Annotated in this window: 15 protein-coding genes and 2 pseudogenes; 9 read left to right on the top strand and 8 right to left on the bottom strand. The window is 53.1% G+C overall.

Annotation, left to right across the window (positions count from 1 at the left end; translation table 11 throughout):
• The first annotated feature begins 133 nt into the window (after window positions 1–133).
• Complete coding sequence (locus BLU74_RS18095) at window positions 134–856, top strand: ABC transporter ATP-binding protein (RefSeq protein ID WP_089769896.1); 723 nt, start codon at window positions 134–136, stop codon at window positions 854–856.
• Entirely contained in the window at window positions 856–1548 is a 693-nt protein-coding gene (locus BLU74_RS18090; protein WP_089769888.1) for an ABC transporter ATP-binding protein, read from the top strand. Before BLU74_RS18095 ends, BLU74_RS18090 begins: the two co-directional genes overlap by 1 nt.
• A 300-nt stretch (window positions 1549–1848) precedes the next feature.
• On the opposite strand, the gene BLU74_RS18085 is transcribed toward BLU74_RS18090, so the two are convergent.
• The 7 genes and pseudogenes from BLU74_RS18085 to BLU74_RS18055 form a co-directional block, all read right to left on the bottom strand.
• The gene (locus tag BLU74_RS18085) at window positions 1849–2484 is read right to left on the bottom strand and encodes an FAD-dependent oxidoreductase (protein WP_089769886.1); all 636 of its coding nucleotides are present in this window, start codon (window positions 2482–2484) and stop codon (window positions 1849–1851) included.
• Between the two features lie 178 nt (window positions 2485–2662).
• Window positions 2663–3479: pseudogene (locus tag BLU74_RS18080) on the bottom strand (IS5 family transposase).
• Window positions 3480–3577: 98 nt separating this feature from the next.
• Complete coding sequence (locus tag BLU74_RS18075) at window positions 3578–3829, bottom strand: hypothetical protein (RefSeq protein ID WP_089769884.1); 252 nt, start codon at window positions 3827–3829, stop codon at window positions 3578–3580.
• 21 nt (window positions 3830–3850) lie between these two features.
• The gene (locus BLU74_RS18070) at window positions 3851–4285 is read right to left on the bottom strand and encodes an SWIM zinc finger family protein (RefSeq protein WP_089769882.1); all 435 of its coding nucleotides are present in this window, start codon (window positions 4283–4285) and stop codon (window positions 3851–3853) included.
• A 217-nt stretch (window positions 4286–4502) separates the two neighbouring features.
• The gene (locus BLU74_RS18065) at window positions 4503–4856 is read right to left on the bottom strand and encodes a hypothetical protein (protein ID WP_089769880.1); all 354 of its coding nucleotides are present in this window, start codon (window positions 4854–4856) and stop codon (window positions 4503–4505) included.
• Window positions 4857–5011: 155 nt separating this feature from the next.
• Window positions 5012–5491, bottom strand: a complete 480-nt coding sequence (locus tag BLU74_RS18060; RefSeq protein ID WP_175454705.1) for a hypothetical protein — start codon at window positions 5489–5491, stop codon at window positions 5012–5014.
• 466 nt (window positions 5492–5957) lie between these two features.
• The gene (locus BLU74_RS18055; RefSeq protein WP_175454704.1) at window positions 5958–7529 is read right to left on the bottom strand and encodes a PAS domain S-box protein; all 1572 of its coding nucleotides are present in this window, start codon (window positions 7527–7529) and stop codon (window positions 5958–5960) included.
• Between the two features lie 841 nt (window positions 7530–8370).
• Between BLU74_RS18055 and BLU74_RS18045 the strand changes: the two genes are divergently transcribed.
• Window positions 8371–8631, top strand: a complete 261-nt coding sequence (locus tag BLU74_RS18045) for a winged helix-turn-helix domain-containing protein (RefSeq protein WP_089769872.1) — start codon at window positions 8371–8373, stop codon at window positions 8629–8631.
• A gap of 7 nt (window positions 8632–8638) precedes the next feature.
• On the opposite strand, the gene BLU74_RS18040 is transcribed toward BLU74_RS18045, so the two are convergent.
• The gene (locus tag BLU74_RS18040) at window positions 8639–10405 is read right to left on the bottom strand and encodes a DUF262 domain-containing protein (protein ID WP_089769871.1); all 1767 of its coding nucleotides are present in this window, start codon (window positions 10403–10405) and stop codon (window positions 8639–8641) included.
• 102 nt (window positions 10406–10507) lie between these two features.
• Here BLU74_RS18040 and BLU74_RS18035 point away from each other — a divergent pair, with 102 nt between their 5' ends.
• From BLU74_RS18035 to BLU74_RS18010, 6 genes and pseudogenes are all read left to right on the top strand, one after another.
• A complete protein-coding gene (locus BLU74_RS18035) occupies window positions 10508–10732 on the top strand; it encodes a DUF8139 family protein (protein ID WP_089769869.1) in 225 nt (74 codons plus the stop codon).
• Window positions 10733–10823: 91 nt separating this feature from the next.
• On the top strand, window positions 10824–11015 hold the full coding sequence (locus BLU74_RS18030; RefSeq protein WP_049908457.1) for a hypothetical protein: 192 nt from the start codon (window positions 10824–10826) through the stop codon (window positions 11013–11015).
• 3 nt (window positions 11016–11018) lie between these two features.
• Window positions 11019–15122 (top strand): Eco57I restriction-modification methylase domain-containing protein, encoded by a 4104-nt coding sequence (locus BLU74_RS19430; protein ID WP_089769867.1) that lies wholly within the window; start codon window positions 11019–11021, stop codon window positions 15120–15122.
• Window positions 15123–15284: 162 nt separating this feature from the next.
• Window positions 15285–15830 carry a TATA-box-binding protein gene (locus BLU74_RS18020; protein ID WP_089769865.1) on the top strand — a complete coding sequence of 182 codons (546 nt, stop codon included), beginning with the start codon at window positions 15285–15287 and terminating at the stop codon, window positions 15828–15830.
• Between the two features lie 175 nt (window positions 15831–16005).
• Window positions 16006–18975, top strand: a pseudogene (locus BLU74_RS18015) (helicase-related protein).
• Window positions 18972–19520, top strand: a complete 549-nt coding sequence (locus tag BLU74_RS18010) for a TATA-box-binding protein (RefSeq protein ID WP_089769863.1) — start codon at window positions 18972–18974, stop codon at window positions 19518–19520. The pseudogene BLU74_RS18015 and the gene BLU74_RS18010 overlap by 4 nt, the downstream one beginning before the upstream one ends.
• Window position 19521 lies beyond the last annotated feature (1 nt).

Here is a 19521-nt window from a genome sequence, read left to right as displayed (position 1 = left end):
TCGGCGACGAATCCTCCGCAAACCGGGTAGAGAAGCACTCAAAGAGATTGTCCGAGCAGTTCTCTGACTCACCAACAATGTACTTCACAAGAGCGAAGATTAATATATGAATCATTCACTATATGACTTATCGATGTTGGAGGTGTCGAATGTCAGCAAGAAGTTCGGCGGTCTAACAGCTGTCGATAATGTTAACTTTGAAATTAATGACTCTGAAATCGTTGGTCTCATCGGGCCAAATGGTGCAGGAAAAACTACCTTATTTAACACAATTACAGGAATTTATCAACCAGAGCCAGGCGGTAAAATCACTTTTGATGGAACAAACCTGATTGGATCAGATACTCACCAAATTGCTCGTGAAGGAGTAATTAGAACATTTCAGATTGTGCGCGTATTCAAGGGAATGACCGTATTGGAGAATGCTGTTGCAGGAGCATTTTTTGGGGATGAGAAGTCACTTGATCGCTCGAAGGCAGAAGAGAAAGCTCAGGAGGCACTAGAGTTTGTTGGCCTAGATGGTAAAGCGGATATGAGTGCTGGTGTTCTCCCAGTGGCTCAACAAAAACAACTTGAGCTTGCTCGGGCACTAGCCTCAGATCCACAGCTCCTCTTACTTGATGAAATCGCAAGTGGTCTTACACCGGGAGAGGTAGAAGACCTAACCAATATAATTCGTCGAATACGTGACGAAAGAAGTATAGCAGTTTTTTGGGTTGAGCATATTACAGATGCTATTATGAGTGTCGCTGATCGGATTATTGTCCTGAATAGTGGCCAGAAGATTGCGGATGGCACACCGAAAGAAATCAAAACCGATGAGAGGGTCATTGAAGCATATTTGGGAGCCAACTAATGATTGAAGTAGACGAAATTGACGTCTCATATGGAAATATTCAGGTGCTCTGGGACCTCTCGATGTATGTTTCAGAGGAGGATAATGTCGTAGCGATTGTCGGACCAAATGGTGCTGGCAAATCTACGTTACTAGATGTAATATCTGGACTCCATCCCATAGATGATGGTGATGTTTCACTGTGGGGTGAGAATATAAATTCGCTCACCCCCTCAGATATTGTAAAGCAAGGGTTCGTTCACGTCTCTGAAAAACGGAACCTTTTCGGCGAAATGACGGTGAGAGAGAATCTTGAGATGGGTGCTTACACTCAGAGAGATGAACTGGAAAATACATTAAACGAGGTTTACGAACTCTTTCCCATCTTGGAGGAGCGCGCTGACCAGCGTGCTAGTTCAATGAGTGGTGGACAGCAACAGATGCTAGCTTTGGGTCGTGGTTTGATGGCTCAGCCTCGTATTTTAGCCCTTGACGAACCTTCAGAGGGGTTAGCGCCACAGATTACAGAGCGTGTGTTTGAAAAGATTCAAGAGATAAGTGAAGATGTGACTGTTTTACTCGTTGAACAGCACGTTAACGAGGCGCTAGCTATGGCAGACCGTGCATATCTACTTGAAAATGGTCGTATCGTCGAAGAGGATACCGGCGCAGGTCTGCTTGAGAGTGATCACGTTACTGCGGCATACTTATAAATTAAAATAGTATTTACCCTATGTTGGTGACTCTATAAAGTTGTAGATTTTAATTATATGTTTCGCTGTACGACGCCACCCTCGAAGCGAGGTCGGTATACAACCAATCTATCCGACTCGCCAAGGAAGGTGTGGATTGGGACGTCATTCCCGACCGCGTGGCCGAGGACGATTGATCGGGTACGAAAACCCTTTCCTGTCTTAGAACTGACGTCTACATCGTTGAGGTATAACAATCGACGGATGAATAGATTGTGGTCCCAGTATCTACGGTTTGGAATCCATTTCGTAGGACTCCAGTTAGCCGAAACTCTCGACGTGTGCCCCTTCTGGGTCACCACCAACGGACTCTAGGATGCGTTTTGCTTTGTTACAGAAGTCGGAAAAGCCGAATATATAAATAGTACCTGATGACCTATGTTCTCCGATAGCTGTCTTCAGTGATTCTTCATCGTGGTGGAATATTCGGACAGTTTGGCCACGGTCTGATAGTGAGTTCAGACGTTTCTTATGTGCTGGAGTATCGTCTTGATATATGACAGTAGCGCTATGATTATTTTCCGTAGCACGTTCGGCAATAGCAACAGCTGGACCAATTCCGGGACCACCCGCGATAGTAACAACATCTCCCTCATCATCGTAAGCGATCTTCCCAAAGGGTCCTTTAATTTGGATTGTATCTCCAGTTTCCCGTTCTGCGAGCCATGTGGAAAACTTGCTCTCAGAGTCAACACCGACGGTAACTTCAAACGAAGAATCAACAGTTGGTGAGGAAATCGTGTAGTAACCTGTTTCCTCTTCTCCGTCTATTTCAGCTTGGAGAAGCACGAACTGACCAGGAAGAGCCTCAATCGACTCATCCGTCTTGAGGGTGAGCGCAATAGTGGATTTTCCAACATTACTAACATTAGTAATGCGTGCTGAATGCTCAGCCATAAAGAAAAAAAGCCAAATTCATATATAAGTCTTTCTTTGAGTTTGTTTTTATTATGAGATTCAAATAATTATTGCTGGTTAATGCGACCTACATTGACTCTCTGATTTCTACTAACCTATTTCCTGAGGTCAATTATATAGGCTCTGGTGAATCGCCAGACAGCGCTTGATTTCACGGTTACACTGCTCGCTTGATGTTGTGAACGACACATTTCAAGACGAGTTCACGAAATTCACGGTACCACGTCCGCGCACGCACGGCATCGCCGTGCGTGCGCTTGATCGACGAGAAGACGGTCTCACACATCGATCGCTGGCGGTAGCGAGGCCCATCGACCCGCGCGTTATGCGCGTGGTCGATGGGCCGGAAGATGCGATGCTTAATCAGCGTTCTCACGTCTTCTTCACGCAGTTTTTCGCGTAAATCCATCCAATCGTATCCCTTGTCAGCGGCGAGGCTGGTCAGGTCGCCTGCGTTGCGGGAGGCGACCTGCCAGCCGAGCTGTGTGTCGTGTGTTTTCTCGGTCGTACAGTGAACGTCAAGGACAGCTTGAGATACTGTATCGACGAGAGCGGTCGCTTTGAGTGTTTGAACGCGATAATTCATCCGGCGGCAGTAGTGCTTGCTGGCGTTTTCGCGGTCGAAGAACGTCGCGTCGATGGCGGCGTGACCCGAGAGGTCGTGCAGCTGCGCCGACAGGCGCAGCAGCACTCGCCAGATCTTCATCTCGAAGCTATCAAACGCCTTTACTAACGTCGAGTGGTCAGGGAGATCGCCCTCTTCGAGGCCGATCTCGGCGAGAATATGCGGCATTTCGCTCAGCAGATCGAGAGCGTTGCGGTACGACTCATCGAGGTAAACCCGTAGACAGTGGAGCGATACAAGAGCGTAGTCGGCGAAGCCGCCCTTCGGGGGCGGCGACTTCGCCTCGGCCACCAACACCATTTTTAGCTAACGTGACCGCTTTCGATGTCAAGCGGGAAATCTTCGACATAACCACCGCGGGTTTCCCGCTTCACCTCCTTTGATTTGACGACCTATCCTGCTGCAGTGCAGCGATTCACCAGAGCCATTATATAAAACTAGATATCGCTAAACTCGGCAGTAAGCGGGGCCCGATTCGTGCCTCGTGACTTCGGTTACCGTGATGGCGTCGACGTCGACCCCGAGAACACCGGGATGGTCAGGGGTGGCAGAGAGATCGGAGAGCGCTTCATTGAGGCGTTCTTGAAGCCAGTCGGGGTAGATGTCGGCTGGAATTGATTCGTCGAGGTCCTCTGTTGCACCAAGGGGAATCTGCACGTCGATGGTTACCGTTCGATCGTGGTGAGTGGACGAATTCATAGGTGTGGAGCTGTAGGTGATCTACCGCTGGTCTCGAATCGCGTCGAGACTAAAGTCCTCGTCAAGTTTGCGGATGGCCTCGAGCGTGTCGGTGACGAATTCGAGCGCCTCAATCTCTGACTGAAGCCGGGCGATTTCTTCCTCGCGGTCTTGGATGGCGTCGATGATGGCGGCTTCTGCCTGCTGGTAGTCAGCGTCCTCACGGACGTCGTTGTCGTCGTCCTCTTGGATTGATGTGGTGAGTGCCGATGACGGGAGTTTCCCGTCGGGGCGGGGGACCGTCTCTTCTTCAACTTCGATAGCGACACGTCGGACGTGCTTACAGCCGCCCTCTGGATCGCGATCTTGGTAATCCGGACAAGTACACGTTTCGTCGATGAGGTCGACAGTGTAGGTCTCCCCGGACTCGCCGGTTACTGAGTAGATGCCGCCCTGCTTGAGGAGCGCGACATCCATCGTTTCGATACGAGCGCGTTCGTCACGTCGGTCAGTACTCTGAGGCAGCGTTGGGGACGAGTTGGATGCGTCTCTGGCCGATGCGGTGGAGTGTGAACTCACGATGCGATTCCTCCACCTGCTGGCAGGGGAGTGAAAAACGCCCACGTCTCTGATCGCTAATCTATGCTTGTGCTGGCTGACGATGCTCTTGAGGGCGTTCTGTAAGTCGAGAACACTATTCGGGTGTTTCGGAGCAAGGTTCTGCAGATCGAGCTCCCGTTTCTTGGTCGTTCTTCTTGACCTGGGTGGTGAGGACTCGGTGGGTGTCGGAGTCGTGGATGCGACGCTGGCGCTCGAAACCGTCTTGAGGGTTCGGTCCTGCGAGGGCGATGACGAACCAGCCTGAGTCAGGTGCGCCACGAGTTGCGTTGAGGACGCGGTAGATACGGCCAGACTCATCATCGAGGAAGAGAACCTCCAAGGTCTCCCCCTCTGAAGAGTCTGCTCGATCAAGCGCGGTGAGGACGCACTCATCTTCGAATTGGTCGCGGAACTGCTCGAACGAATGTGGGCTATCCGTGTCGATCATCGGTTGTTCTGTCCTCTACTTCTCGAGGGGTCGAAAAACGCTGGTAGGGATGCTGGAAGAAGATGTTGACTACGTGCTTGAAGCCGAGGAGGGTCTCGGGATCAATCTGACCGCCGATGAGTCGCCGTTGTCACTAACGGATTTCTCAATTCGAGCTAATCGTGAATCTCTATCCACTCTTGATACTCTTCGGTAGAGAGCAACCGACCACACTGTGCGCAGTAATGTAGATCGCGTCCCCCTTGCTTTCGCTCCACAGACAATCGGGTGTCGCTCTCAATTGAAGCACAATTGTCACAGGTTTCGTTGGCCCGTTGTTCCCGCCGTCGCTGACGTGCTTCATCAAGATGCTCCATCATTTCATCAATCTCGGTGCGATTCTCCTCATCTTGCTGGATGAACTCGGCGTCCAGCACTTCAACCGTGATTATCGTTGGCTCCGTCTCGGTGTTGACATCACTAATTCTGGCGGTAATGATACATATGTCGCCTGGAGCAATTCGTGTCTCGACCGCCTGTTCATATCTAATTTGGACCTCTTGAACGGCCTCTAAGAAATCAAGATCAAGGAACTCGGCCTGTTGATTTGGAAGGACTCTGACGGGAATTTCGCCCACCGCGCCAGTATCAGTCACCCATCGCCAGTCCGTCATCAATTGCGTATAATGCTGGAAACTTGTTAGTAATTACCGGGCCGTGGGTGATGACCCGACTGATCTGTACGTCTGTGTTTGGTCAGAGTTTGCGAACCTGGTCGTCGAGTGAAGCTCCACACGACCAGCAATCTCCTGTCGCCCCGGCATTTGCGGTGCCACAGGCTGAACAGACGTGGAGGGGGATATCCACATCAATCCGCAGTTCTGCGGTGCCACAGTCCGGGCAGGGACCAGCGTCGCGGGGGAGCGGGCGGTCGTATCGACGACAATCTGGGTTCGTGCAGTAGCGCACCATCCCATTGTGTGATTAATTCTCATTCATCAAATAATTAAGCTCTCAAAATTGGGTGACGGAGTCCAGTACTACTTCGACGGAATCGACAGTGAGCGACACAACGTACGATCCTGCTGACCCGCCTATTTCAGCGTGGTTGTGTAGCGGATTTCACGTCCGAATTTCGAAACGAGCGCCCCCGTCTGTGCCATCGGTGACCTCGATCGACCAACCGTGGGCCTCCATAATTCGGCTGACGATCGCGAGCCCGAAACCCGTCCCGTCTTGGTTTGTTGTGTACCCGCTCTCGAATACATCTTCGCGATCGGATGTCGAAATCCCTGGTCCGGTGTCTTCGATAAAGAAGCCATCACCAATCTCAAGGCTTCCAACACGAATCGTGACGGCCTCGCCGCCGTGGTCGATCGCGTTTCGATAGAGGTTCTCGAACATTTGGAGAAGGCGACTGCGATCAGCGTTGAGACGCAGATCCGTCTCGACTTTGAGTGTCGCAGTGTCCGTATCAACGTTTCGCCAAGCCTGTTTAGCAAGAGTATTGAGGGAGATCGTCTCTGTCTCGCCGACTGCTTCTCCCTGTCGAGCGAGTGTGAGCATATCTTTGATGAGGCGTTCCATACGGTCTAACGCACGCTCGATGGCGTCGAAGTGTTCACTGTTATCGGTGCTATCGATGAATTCGAGCCGTCCTCGGGCGACGTTCAACGGATTCCGGAGATCGTGCGAAAGGATACCGGCAAATTCCTCCAGCCGGTCACGCTCTCGCCGAATCGTCGCCTCTGCGGACAGTCGCTCGAGAGCTGTCACGACGTGAGTCGATAACATCTCCGCGACTTCCTCGTCGCGCTCGGCGAACGCGTTCGCCTCAAACGAAAACACCTGTAGTACACCATATTCTCCGAGCGGAATACTCAACAATGCGCGAGGGTCGTTGCTGACCTGTGGTTCGGGGTGTACTCCACCATCGCGGATTGGCGACGCCGTAACCCCCCGAGTCTCCCCGAGGTCGTCGACCCGGACAACCGTGTTCGATTGGTAACTCTCCCCGGCGTATCCGAAGGAGGTTGGTACCGGGTCATAACCATCTACACTACCAGGGTTTGAACTGGTGACCGGAACCAGTTGGTCACCTTCTACTACTGCGAGGTGGGCGACATCAGCATCGAATAACTTGACTGCGCCGTCAGCAGCGTGTTGACGTATCGCTGTCGTCGAGTCCGCTCTAGTGATTTCGGTAGCGAGCTCGTGGAGCTGTGTCACCTTCGAGGTGTGATTACGGAGTTGTTGCTCTGCCACTTTCCGATCTGAGACGTCCTGAATGATCCCCGTAAAGAGATGATCCCCGTCAATAGGATACTCCCCGAAGCTAATCTCGATCGGGAATTCCTCTCCGTCGGCGCGAAGGCCGTGTGCCTCGAGTCCGTTCCAGTCGAACGTTTGTTCCCCCCCTGAGAGATATTTGGCCAGCCCATTCTGATGCGATTCCCGCAACTCCTCGGGCATTAGCTTCGTTAGTGGTTCGCCAACTATTGCTGACTGTTCATATCCGAAGAGTTCGTTGACAGCGTCGTTCGCATACCGTATTGTGCTCGTCTCGTCGATAGTCACGACGCCCAACGACGAGTTCTCCGTCAATGCTCGGAACCGTGCCTCAGACCGCGCCAGCTCCCGTTCGCGCTGCTGTAAACCAGTTGCGTAGTAGCCCAGGAGGATGCCTGCTGCCATGAAAATCCCTGCTCCATTGAGGGCGAGTTGCCCCGGCTCAGCGGCTGGATTATGTTCGAGCGAGATAACGAAAATGAACCAGATAATAACCGCAACACCAGTGATCGCCCCACCACCTGTCCAGAGTGCCAGTTGACTGATTCGGGACTCTTGGTGAGTTCGTTCGAGCCAAATCCCGCCGATAAGCAAACAAATCCCGATTGTGGCTGGTAGTGCTACTTCGAGAAAGTCGACTACGGCATCGTCTCCATCGATAAGGACCCAGCCAAGCGTACAGATGAAAAGTAGAAGTCCGGAGAAGGCAATCGACCACCTCCGTATCGGACGATACAAACCTCTCATCTGCCGTCAATAATCGGAAAGAGATCCTTAATTCGTATGATTTGGAAACTGGCCGTCATTTCTCACTCTAGGTGTGGGAGGGGGTACGTACTTCTATGGCTTCCGATGCTGGGTGTTCTATGATTCGTCTGGGTTCGAAGAACCCTCGGCCGGTACTCGAATGTCGTCGGGTGTCGTGATGAGTTCTACGTTCTGAACAGTAAACCGAACCGAGACGTCTCCCTTTGATGAGGTGAGGAGCTGTAATAGTGCATCGACGTCCACCCAATCCTGTAAATTATAGTCGTCGTCTTCGATCCCACGCGTTTCCAGTGTCTCAATAATTTCAACGAGGCGGTCACTCGTTCGGTCCGGACTGTCTGGTGGTGGGGAATGCATCGGTATGCTCTACGCTTAGGATGGAAGCAATTTAAAAGGTTGTGAGTCAACTGCAGAATCTCGTCGCTTTTCTGCTTGACTTAGCGCGTTTGGGATAGCACCGGCGCAACCACAAGCGATTATGCGCTTTGATGCGGACTGGATGTCTCGAGCTGATGATCGGATTCTAGAACATCTCTCTGAGGAGGGACCTGATACCCCGAAGAAAATGGCAGATAGCGACCGCGTTCGCTTTTCTCGCCAACACATCAACGCCCGGTGCAAAACACTCGTCACCTACGGACTTCTCGTCCACTTAGGCAACGGTGTCTACGATATCACCAGTGAGGGTGAACAGTACCTCAACGGCGATCTCGACGCACGAGACTTGGATGCAGAATAAAGCATATTTAAAATGGTTGGTGTTCGAGGATGTGCTCCATAATGAGCTGCTCCCGAGCATCAACGAATTCCTCAAAGGTCATCTCCTTGGCGCCCTCTGGGATATGGTGAGTCTGCTTGTAGTCGTCCGTTCGGGAGTTCATCCAGTCCTCGAAGTCGTCATCGGATTTCATCTTGTTCGTCTTGTCAATCAGCAGCTGGAGGTTCCCCACTCGGTCGGCATCTGCCTCCTCCGGGAGGACTGACTTCGGGATAATGTGGTCGATATCGTAGTCCTTGCCCCGGGCCGGTTCATCGGGATAGTGCGACAGCTGGAGGAGGAACTCGATGTCGCGCTTGCCGTATTGGAGTTCCTCGAAAAGCGTGGTCAGCTTTTCTTCGGTGAAACGGAGAGAGGTCCCGTAACTGGACGCCACTTCATCACTGATCCGCTCAAGTGGGAACTCCGAGCTCTCTTCTTCTCGGATAACGTCCCGGACGAGTTCGGCGATCTGGTTCGATGATTGGCTAGTAAACCCGTTGAGTCGAGCCGCACAGATGTAGTAGAGAATGTCCCGGCGCCGGCCGCGACCCTTGATAGAGGTAGAATCAAGCGAGGGGTTCTCGTTCTGGTAGAGGTAGTAGGCGATAGGTGTGTAGAGGGCGGGACTGAGGATGTAGGTCACCGTTGGATAGTAGCTGTTCAGGAGCTCCGCGAGTTGCTCCATCGTGTTCGGGAACGTATCTGAAAGCCAGATCTCCTTCAGATTCCGCAGCAAGTCGAGTGTGTAGTTGTCGAACCGATACTGGATCTCGTTGCCGTTGATCGCGAGCAGTACCTTCTGGACGTGCTTCGTAGCAAAAGGAGCGTTCCCACCGTCGATGATCCCGTTCAGTTCGTCGACCATCGAGTGAACCTCGTCACGGGCGTTGATTTCCGGCGGCTCCTGTTGCCAGCTGCTGGTCATCAAGGAGAGGAGGATTTCGGCCCGATTCGGCGTCACACCTCCTTGATTGATCCGAACGAAGACGTCGCGGACACGGGTGATGTCGTTCTCGTCTTCGGTGAAGAAGTGGAGCTTCTCGTCCTTGTGGACCGCTCGATAGAGGTCCTCGAAATTGCGCTGGGCGTTGAGAATCAGACTATCCGCATTCTCTATCTCCGGGTGTTCTCCGATCAGCTCTTGAATCTCACTCTCGATTTCCTGGCGTTCTGCATAGAAATCGTCGTTGTCCGAGATGGACATAATCCGGTTGACCGGATACCAATAGGCATTCGCAGTCGCCGACTGCTCGGATCGGAAGGAGAAATCGTACTTATTGCCGAGTTCCGAGTCCGCTGTCTGCGGGTCCGAGAGGAGGTTGAGATAGAGGCGCTTCTGGACCCACGAACTGGCCTTGTTTCGGGGATGATTGTGTTTCCGCTCGTAGAATGAGCCGGTGAGGCCGATATTGAGCGCGGTCAGCCGCTGCTGGCCGTCGAGAACCAGCTTCACCGGTGAGGGGAGTGGATCTTCAGAATTGTGGGGAGGGTTTCGATGGGTTGGGGTCGTGAGTGACTGGGGGAAGTTCGGTTCGTCGACGTAGTGGGTGACGACGCGATATTTGGGCTGAGCTTGGGCTTCCTCAGCGGAGAGATTCCACTGGAGGAGCGCTCCGATTGGATAGTCTCTCAAGAGTGAATCGAATAGATCGACGATATCGCTGGTTTCCCAGACGAATTCGCGCTGAATCGCGGGCAAGAGATATGAGTAATTGATATTTTCTACGACCTCAGCGATCCGCTTGGTTTCCATATCCGATTTTGTTGCGTGCTTGTTTTATATAAGTCTGCTATCCCTTCACCGGCCCATTTATACATCCATACTCATTTCTTGTACACAACCTTCGGAGTCCTGATGACGAAACGATTCGACACTGGGGACCGCGTTCGAATCGATATTCCGGATGAGACTGATCCGGACCATGATCGTCTTCACAGCTGTCGTGGCACTGTCGTCAATATCATCTCAGACGATGCGGGAGCTGTGACCGATGATGAACGGGAGGGGTATCTCTTTCGCGTTGAATTGGATGATGGCGAAACTGTCGACGTGCGCTGGCGTGATCTCCGGCCTGCTTGACGTGACTTCGATGCTGGTAATCGTATCAACCGAGACGGAATAGTCTAAGTAAAGACTATATAATGGCGGTCAGTTGGGCAAAGCATCGCGAATGACTCGAAAAACAATCGCCCGGAATTCAGGCAACTCCGGGCGGGTGAACATCTCGGGTTCTGAGCTCGAAATGCTTGAAGCCGGGATCGGCGACGATGTCGACGTCGACGTTGCCGATACGAAGGACGTCGCTCACGCTATCATCGACAGCAAGGACACGGACCAGTTCCTCATCGTCACTCCACTATAACGTATGCAAACGGCACTCACCTACCGGACGAATCGCGACCTGTTCTCGAACTACTACCTGGACGAGCACCTCCCCGAAACCGAGGCGTGGGACGAGCTTAGCGACGAGGACCTCCGCGAGGCGAAAGCGGACATCATGGACCTGTGGGAGCGCGAGAAGGGTACGGCTCCCAAGCGTAACGAGTCCCAGCTCGAGGAGAAGTTTATCCGGCCGATGTTCCGGAAACTGGGTATCCCCTTCGAGGTCGAAGAGAGTACCAGCCGGACCCAGCGCCGTCCCGACTATGGCTTCTTCGAGACCGAGGACGCCGCACGCGGTGCGTTCGAGCGCCGCGAGGAAGGTGGCGATTTCTACAAGGACGCCGTCGCCGTCGCGGACGCCAAGCGCTGGGGTCGGCCACTCGACACCCGTGGGAGTGGGGAACACGAACGGGACTTCGAAAACCCAAGCTACCAGATTCACGTCTACCTGCAGGAGACGCCGGCGCGGTGGGCCGTCCTCACCGACGGGAAGAAGTGGCGGCTCTATTACGGCCCGACGAGCCACCGCCTGGACTCCTACTACGAGATCGACCTACCGACCGTTCTCGAAAAGGGCGATCTTGAGGACTTCAAATACTTCTACCTCTTCTTCAGGCACGGCGCATTCCTCGAAGACTCCAGCGACGAGTGCTTCCTCGACGAAGTCTACGACGAGTCCAACGTCTTCGCCCAGGAGTTGGGAGAGGACCTCCAGGACAACATCTACGAGGCGATCAAGGTGCTCTCGGAGGGATTCATGCAGTACCCGGACAACGACCTCTCCGAGGACGATCTCGGCCTCATTCACGACAGTTCGCTCATCTACCTCTACCGGCTCATCTTCGTGCTCTACGCAGAGAGTGAGGGTCGTGACCTGCTCGACACGAACAACGAGATCTACGAGGAATCCTACAGTCTGAATACACTCAAGCAGGACGTCGCTGAAGAACTCGACAGTTCGAACCCGAAGTATCGTGACTGGCAAGACAACCTCTGGGACCGACTGGACGAGCTGTTCAAACTCATCGACCAGGGGAGCAAGTCGCGCGGTATCCCGGAGGAGGACCTCTACATCCCGGCGTACAACGGCGGATTGTTCAGAACTGACCCGGACGAGGACGATAGCGTCGAAGCCCGGTTCCTCGCGAACCACCAGGTGGGCGATGCCTATCTCGCTGAAGTAATCGAACTGCTCACCCGGAGTCAGAACGGCAACGGCGGCGGGAAGATTTTCGTCGACTACTCGTCGCTGGACGTCCGCCACCTGGGGAGCATCTACGAGGGACTTCTCGAGTATCAGCTCGACGTCGCTGACGAACCGCTCGCACTGGAGGACGGTGAGTACGTCCCTGCCGACGAGGGTGACGAGGTGATCGTCGAGGAGGGTGAAGTCCACCTTTCGACTGGCTCTGGCGAACGGAAAGCGACGGGGTCGTACTACACGCCGGAGTACGTCGTTGAGTACATCGTCGAGGAGACGCTTGGACCACTCGTCGACGATATCTACCAGGACCTGTTAGCTAGTGATCCTTGGGGGAAGGAGGGTGGAGGCCAGTTTGCCGAGGATTTCGCAGAACGGGTGTTCGAGTTGAAAATCCTTGACCCAGCGATGGGGAGCGGACATTTCCTGACGAACGCGATTGATTACCTCGCCCGTGAGATTATCAACGCACAAGAGCGACAGGCTGAACAGCAAGGAATTGAGTCTATCGACCAGTCACGTGACATCAACTGGGCGCGCCGGCAGGTCGCCCAGCGTTGTATCTACGGTGTCGATCTAAACCCGCTCGCGGTGGAATTAGCAAAGGTGTCGCTGTGGCTCCGTACCCTCGCCGCTGAACAGCCACTTGCATTCCTCGACCACCATCTGAAGACGGGCAACTCGCTCATCGGGAGCGACATCGAGGATGTGCTCGACAACGGCGAGTCTGGGACTGAGGACGGACAGCTTACCCTCCAGCAGTCGTTCGCACGCACGCGTCAGCAGGCTCTGGAGCACGTGATGGATCGTTTTCAAGACTTGCTCTCTATCGACAACGAATCCCTAGCGGACGTTAAGGAGATGGAGGCGGCCTTCGAGGACGTCAAGGACGATCCGTTATATCAGCGCCTGTTGGCAATGGCGAATGTCCACACTGCTGAAGCGTTCGGGGTGGATATCCCAGAGGACGCCTACAAACGGATGGCCGAGGCACTCCGGGACGATACGTGGGAAGAAATCAAAAAGCAAGACTGGTTTGAGAGCGCTCAGGCGATAGCCGAAGAGGAGAAGTTCTTCCACTGGGAGCTTGAGTTCCCGGTCGCTTACTATGGAGAAGCGGGTGAACGATCAGCTGACGCAGGGTTTGATGCCGTTATTGGTAATCCCCCATATGGATACCGAGAGATTCCGAGTGATGCTGAGAAAGACTACCTCTCTTCAGTGTATGATTCACATCAGTATAATTATGAGAACTACATCTATTTCACTGAGAAGGCGATTAAGTTGGCAAAAGATGGCAAAAGGACCTCGTATATAATTCCAAACACCTATCTATCTGCCGATAAGATGGAGAGGTTCCGCGAATATATTCTAAACAGCTCATCAATAAAGGAAATATACTATCTTGGTCAGGGGGTGTTTGATGGTGTAACTCTTGAAAGCGTAATCCAGACACTAGAAGTGGGTGGTGAACCCACGGATACTCGGATTCGGTTCAACGAAGATGGACAGGACCTACAATCTCCGAACCAAGAATACGACATTCATCAATCCGAATTTGAGTCCTCAGAAAATAAAATTTTCAATATTTCAATTTCGCCTGAACGCCGAAATATTGTCGACAAAATGGAAAGCGAAATTCTGCTGGAAAAATTGGCATATGTGACTGTAGGAATAAATACGGGGTATATACGCGATGTGATGGTGAGTGACGAAAAAGAAGATGATCGGTATCATCGGATGGTTTCGGGCAGGGATATTGATCGATATCACCTAGAATGGAGTGGCGAGTGGATATGTTATGATCCCGAGTTAATTGAAGAGTATGGCGATAAAGCCCGTACACTTCCTCCTGAGTATATTTTTACAGATGACAAAATTCTACTTCAGAGAACCCGACGGGGGCTTGCTCGGAAATTGGTTGCAACTCTTGACCGCGAACAGTATTATAACCTAAATCGTGTATCAAACGTTGTATTGAATGACGAAGTGAACTATGACTTAGGTTATATTTTAGCACTCCTGAACTCGGAGTTGCTTGATTCGTACTTCAATTGGGTATTTGACGAATATGAAGTCAAACCGTCTCATCTACGAAAACTCCCAATAAAAGATCTTGATTTGACTTCTTCGGAGTCTGATGACTACAACATTAACTCAGAGTATATGGAGTATATCAATTCGGATACCTCACTGAAACAATTCGTCGATCACCTCCGCCAACAAACAGACCGAACTAAGCACGATGTTTTGTCCTTCTTAGCACAGAGTATCGAATCAGATTATGACTCACTTCGAGATCTCAACCTCGATCTCCTCGACTACCTGGGCAACTACACTGATGGCCCTACTCTTCCCGATATCGGGCTCTTTCAGCCTACTAACTCCAGCATCCTTAACGCCACCACCGAAGACTATGAGAACCTTCGTATCGGCGATGTGAAAACCGAACGTGACGGTCGCCGCGTTACCATCTACGCAACGGCCCGATACAAGCCCGAGAACGAGAATGAACACGACACAGATCAGTGGGGATACACGGAAACCGACTACAAGGAAGCGTTCGCACTAACCGACCTCAGCGAGGAGGAGGCCACGCTGGTTGGAGCGTTCGTCCCTGTCGCAGTTGAGGAGGCCGACGGCTTTGCAGGCTTCCGAGACAATGCCACGAAGACCAACTCGCTAATTGACCGGCTGAAGGTCATCACACTCCCTGACCCCGACGAGGTCGTTGACGATCTCCGGAGGTATATTAAAACAAAAGAGCGTGCCGAAGAGTTGGACGAGAAGATCGTAAAGACTGACCGACTCATCGACGAAATCGTCTATGATCTCTACGGGTTGACCGATGAGGAAATAGAAGTCGTTGAGTCAGAAGAAGGATGACTGACTTCGTTGTCAATGATTGCGTCAAATTCGCTGGTAGACATAGAGAAGTCACGAAGATCGAAGAACAACTGAACGGCGGTCACCTCCTTATGTCTCCACTACAGAGGGACAGCTTCGCAAATCCCCCGTGGCCTTCCCCGACAAGACAGTTAGACAAATATGAATAATAAATTAGAAGTTGTTAATATAGTAGGTTCTGGGGGACTTGACGTTGAAATAGACCTCCGTAGATTAGCTGATGATTTGCCGCTTGAAATTGTCTATATCAAAGGCCCAGGACTATATTTCAAATTTAAAGACGAAGGCCCAACCGTTGTTGTAGCACGAACTGGAAAGTATATTATCAGTGGTGCAACATCGAAAGATGGGCTACAAAACACACGCTCAAATGTTCTTGATTTACTTGAAGGGATGGGCGTTACAAGCAGTCAAGAAGATCTACATTTTTCCATCAAGAATATGGTATTTACATGCGACCTTGAAAACAGTATTAATTTGTCGGCATTAGCTATCCACGCCGGACTAGAAAATGTTGAGTACGAGCCCGAGCAGTTCCCTGGTCTTATTTTTCGTCCTCCCTCCATTGATTCAGTTGCCCTGGTTTTTGCGACTGGAAAAGTGGTCATAACAGGTGTAACAAACGAATCACTCGCAGCAGACACAATTGAGTCGGTAATAACCCTGCTCGAGGGGGTTGGAATGTGAAATGACTCTTCTTTCATCATACTGTAGAATGTATCCCCGTTTATCGACAATCGTCACAAGAATATATTCACCCGTACCATCAATGAGTACCTCGATTATCTCGATGAATTTCTGGTTAAGAAGCACACCCTCTACGGCTTGGCTGATGGGGGAACCGTCGAATCGGTAGTTTACTATGAATAACTTCGAGATTGGCGACTACGTCAAGTTCGCCGGCGGGCGTGGAGAAATCACGAAAATCGAGCAACGGCCCAACGGTGGGCATCTCCTCCACGTCTACACCTCGGAGGGCCAGCTCCGCAAACTCCCCAGCGGCCTCCCTCACATCGAGAAACTCGACTCGCTCGTCGATCGCCTCGCAGCAGGCCAGTCCGACGCCCCACTCCACTACGACCTTTGAGAGCGGGCGATCCGGCTGGATCTCGCCTACAAGTACGATCGATTCCTCTCGCTGACCAGCAACCGCATCGAGATCGAACCGTACCAGGTACAGGCCGCCTACGAGATCCTCAACTCCTACGACCACCGCTACCTCATCGGCGACGAGGTCGGCCTCGGGAAGACCATCGAAGCCGGCATCGTCATTGAGGAGCTCATCGCACGCGACCGGGCCAACCGGGTGCTCATCGTCGCGCCGGCGCCGCTGACTGTCCAGTGGCAGGAGGAGATGCGCGAGAAGTTCGACCGCAACTTCGTCATCTACGACCGGGAGACGGTTCGTACACACCGGAAGTCCCACCCCAACCAGAACGTCTGGAAACAGGAGGACCTCATCATCACCTCCGTCGACTTCGCGAAGCAGACCACCGACGACCCTGAGTCAGACCGCGTCTCTGTCCTCGATGCCCTCCAGAATCTCGACGAGGAGTGGGATGTCGCGGTCTTCGACGAGGCTCATCACCTCACGGCTCGGCGGTCGAGCGACGACTCAATCGAGCGGACACAGCGGTATCAGGTCGGTGCGGCCGTCGCCGACAACTCTGATGCACTGCTGCTGCTCACCGGGACCCCGCACAAGGGGAAATCAGACCAGTTCTACTTCCTCGTGAGCCTGCTCGACCCGTATCGCTTCAGCCACGAGTCGCAGATCAGCCCCGAGGCGCTTGAGGACCTGATGATCCGCCGGCTGAAGGATGATATGTACGAGACCGACGGGACCCGAATGTTTCCCGAGAAGAACATCGAGGCACTCCCGGTCGAGATGACTCGCGAGGAGCGGAAACTGTACGACGACGTTACCGAGTACATCCGCGAGTACTACAACCTCGCCCAGGAGGAGGAGAACCAAGCGGCGGGGTTCACGATGGTCATCTACCAGAAGCGGCTGGTTTCGAGTATCTACGCGATCCGGAAGTCCCTCGAAAACCGGATGCGGGCGATTCAGAACGACGCCGTTGCCGAAGATCTCTCCGACGAGGTTCAGGACCTCATTCCGCGGTATAGCACCGAACCCGAAACGCTGACCGACGCAGAACGCGCTCGGGTCGAGGAGGCGCTTGAGACGGTCACGATTACGCTCAATCAGTCGCAAGTCCAGCAGGAGCTGGACCGCGTGAAACAGCTCTGGCAGCAGGCCAAGAACATCGAGACGGACTCGAAAGCCCGATTGCTCCGGCAGTTCGTCGACCGCATTCTCTCAGAGGACCCCGACGAGAAAATCCTGATCTTCACCGAATACACGGACACGCTGGAGTATCTACGTGACGAGGTCTTCGCTGACCACGACGTCGCCCAGGTGTACGGCGACCTCGAGCAGTCCCGTCGACGGGAAGAGATGAGCAAATTCGAGGAGGAAGCCAACCTGATGCTCGCGACCGACGCCGCCCAGGAGGGGCTCAACCTCCAGTTCGCCCACATTATGGTGAACTACGACCTCCCGTGGAATCCCATCAGGATCGACCAGCGGATGGGGCGGCTCCACCGCTACGGCCAGGAGCACACGGTCGAGATTCGGAATCTCTTCTTCGCCGATACCCGCGAGAGCGAGATCCTCAACCTGCTCATCGAGAAGACGAACCAGATCGAGTCGGACCTCGGGATGCGCTCTGATGTCCTCGGTCGCGTCCTCGAGGACGTCGACTTGGACGAGACGATAATGGCGGCTATCGCTGAAGGGGAGCCGACTGAACGTGTCGTCGCCGATATCGAGGCGACCATCGAGGAGAAACGCGAAGCGATTCAGACCGTCGAAAACGAGTTCCTGATTCGCGACCGCTTCGACCTCTCCGGCGAAGACGATGAGATTCTCGACGTGATCGAACGCAGTCAACACGGCGAGGTGTCCGAGGACGATATCGAGACGCTCGTGCGAGTGTTCTTCGACGAATTCGGCGGCTCTATCAAGGGCGTTCGACCGGGGCCGGCCAGGATGGAAGGGGACGTGTTCCAGTTGGATGTCCCTGAGGTCCTGAGTGGAAATCAGGTGGCACGACAGTACCCACGCGCCACGTTCACCAAGGATATCGCGATGGAGGCGGATGATGTTGAGTTCATCTCGCTTGACCATCCTCTCGTCGAGTCGCTCATCGAATTCTGCTTGGACAGCGACCGGATCCAGGGTGAAATTGCGACGAAGGTCGCTGCGACGGCGTCTCGAACGCCTGGAATCCTGTTCAATTACCGACTTGGCTACGTCTCCGGTGCCGGCGACGTGGTGACTGAGAAGTTCGTTCGCCTCTACGCTGGCCCGGATGGCAGTGTAACGACGGATGTTCCTCAACTCTCGAAGACGGTCGCTCCCAGTGACGTCTCGTTGTCGCACGAGGTTGATCGGCTCTCGAGTATGGCTGAGGACCTCTACGAGGCCGCAGAGATGGAGGCGTGGACGCACGTTGAGTCGTTTGCTGAAGAGGCCCGAACCGAACGAGAACGGGAGATCGAAATCAAACGTGAGCACGCTGAGCGATACTTCGAAGAGCAAATCGAAGAGTGGGAGGAGCGGTTAGAGCAGTACCAACAGCGGGCTGAGCAGGGTGCGGATATGTCCGCGCCGATTGGGAACGCGAAGCAGAAGCTCGAGAGTCTACGACGAGAACGTGAAGAGGAGCTATCCAGGCTTGAGGAAGAGAAGCACGTTACTCCCCAAGAACCGGAATTAGTAACAGCGGCGTACGTCGTCTCTCCTACAGAGGCAAAGGACGAATGATATCTGTTGCGAACGCTGTCGGGTCGGGAGATTTGGGTGTGGAACTCGACGTCGCCGAGGTCGAGTCCGATTTGGATCTGCCATACACCGAATACGACCCTTCGAACTACCATGGTCTCTATCTTCGGCTTGTTGAGGGTGGTCCGCTCATCACGGTTTATCGGAGTGGGAAATACATCATCAGTGGGTGCTCTACGTTCGAACAGTTGTACGAAACGAACGACGCGTTCCTCACAACACTGTCCGAGTTGGACATCGTAGATGCAGAGACTGAAACAGGATTCACGGTACAGAACGTGGTCTGTACGGCCCAGCTGGATAATCCGGTAGATTTGAATACGCTCTCTATCGCGTTAGGTCTGGAATCGGTCGAATATGAGCCTGAACAATTCCCGGGTCTCATCTATCGGCCTGCTGATTACCCAGCTGTCCTTTTGGTATTTGCTAACGGAAAGGTAGTTGTCACAGGTGCCTCTGACGTTGGTATCGCTGAAGATGTGTTCGAACATCTCCAGAAGCAGGTGACCATCTATCACGAACAGTAAC

It is taken from the genome of Halobellus clavatus, assembly GCF_900107195.1.
Classification (GTDB): domain Archaea; phylum Halobacteriota; class Halobacteria; order Halobacteriales; family Haloferacaceae; genus Haloquadratum; species Haloquadratum clavatum.
The sequence above is the reverse complement of the archived record's forward strand: the minus strand, read 5'-3'. Positions and strand labels throughout refer to the sequence as shown.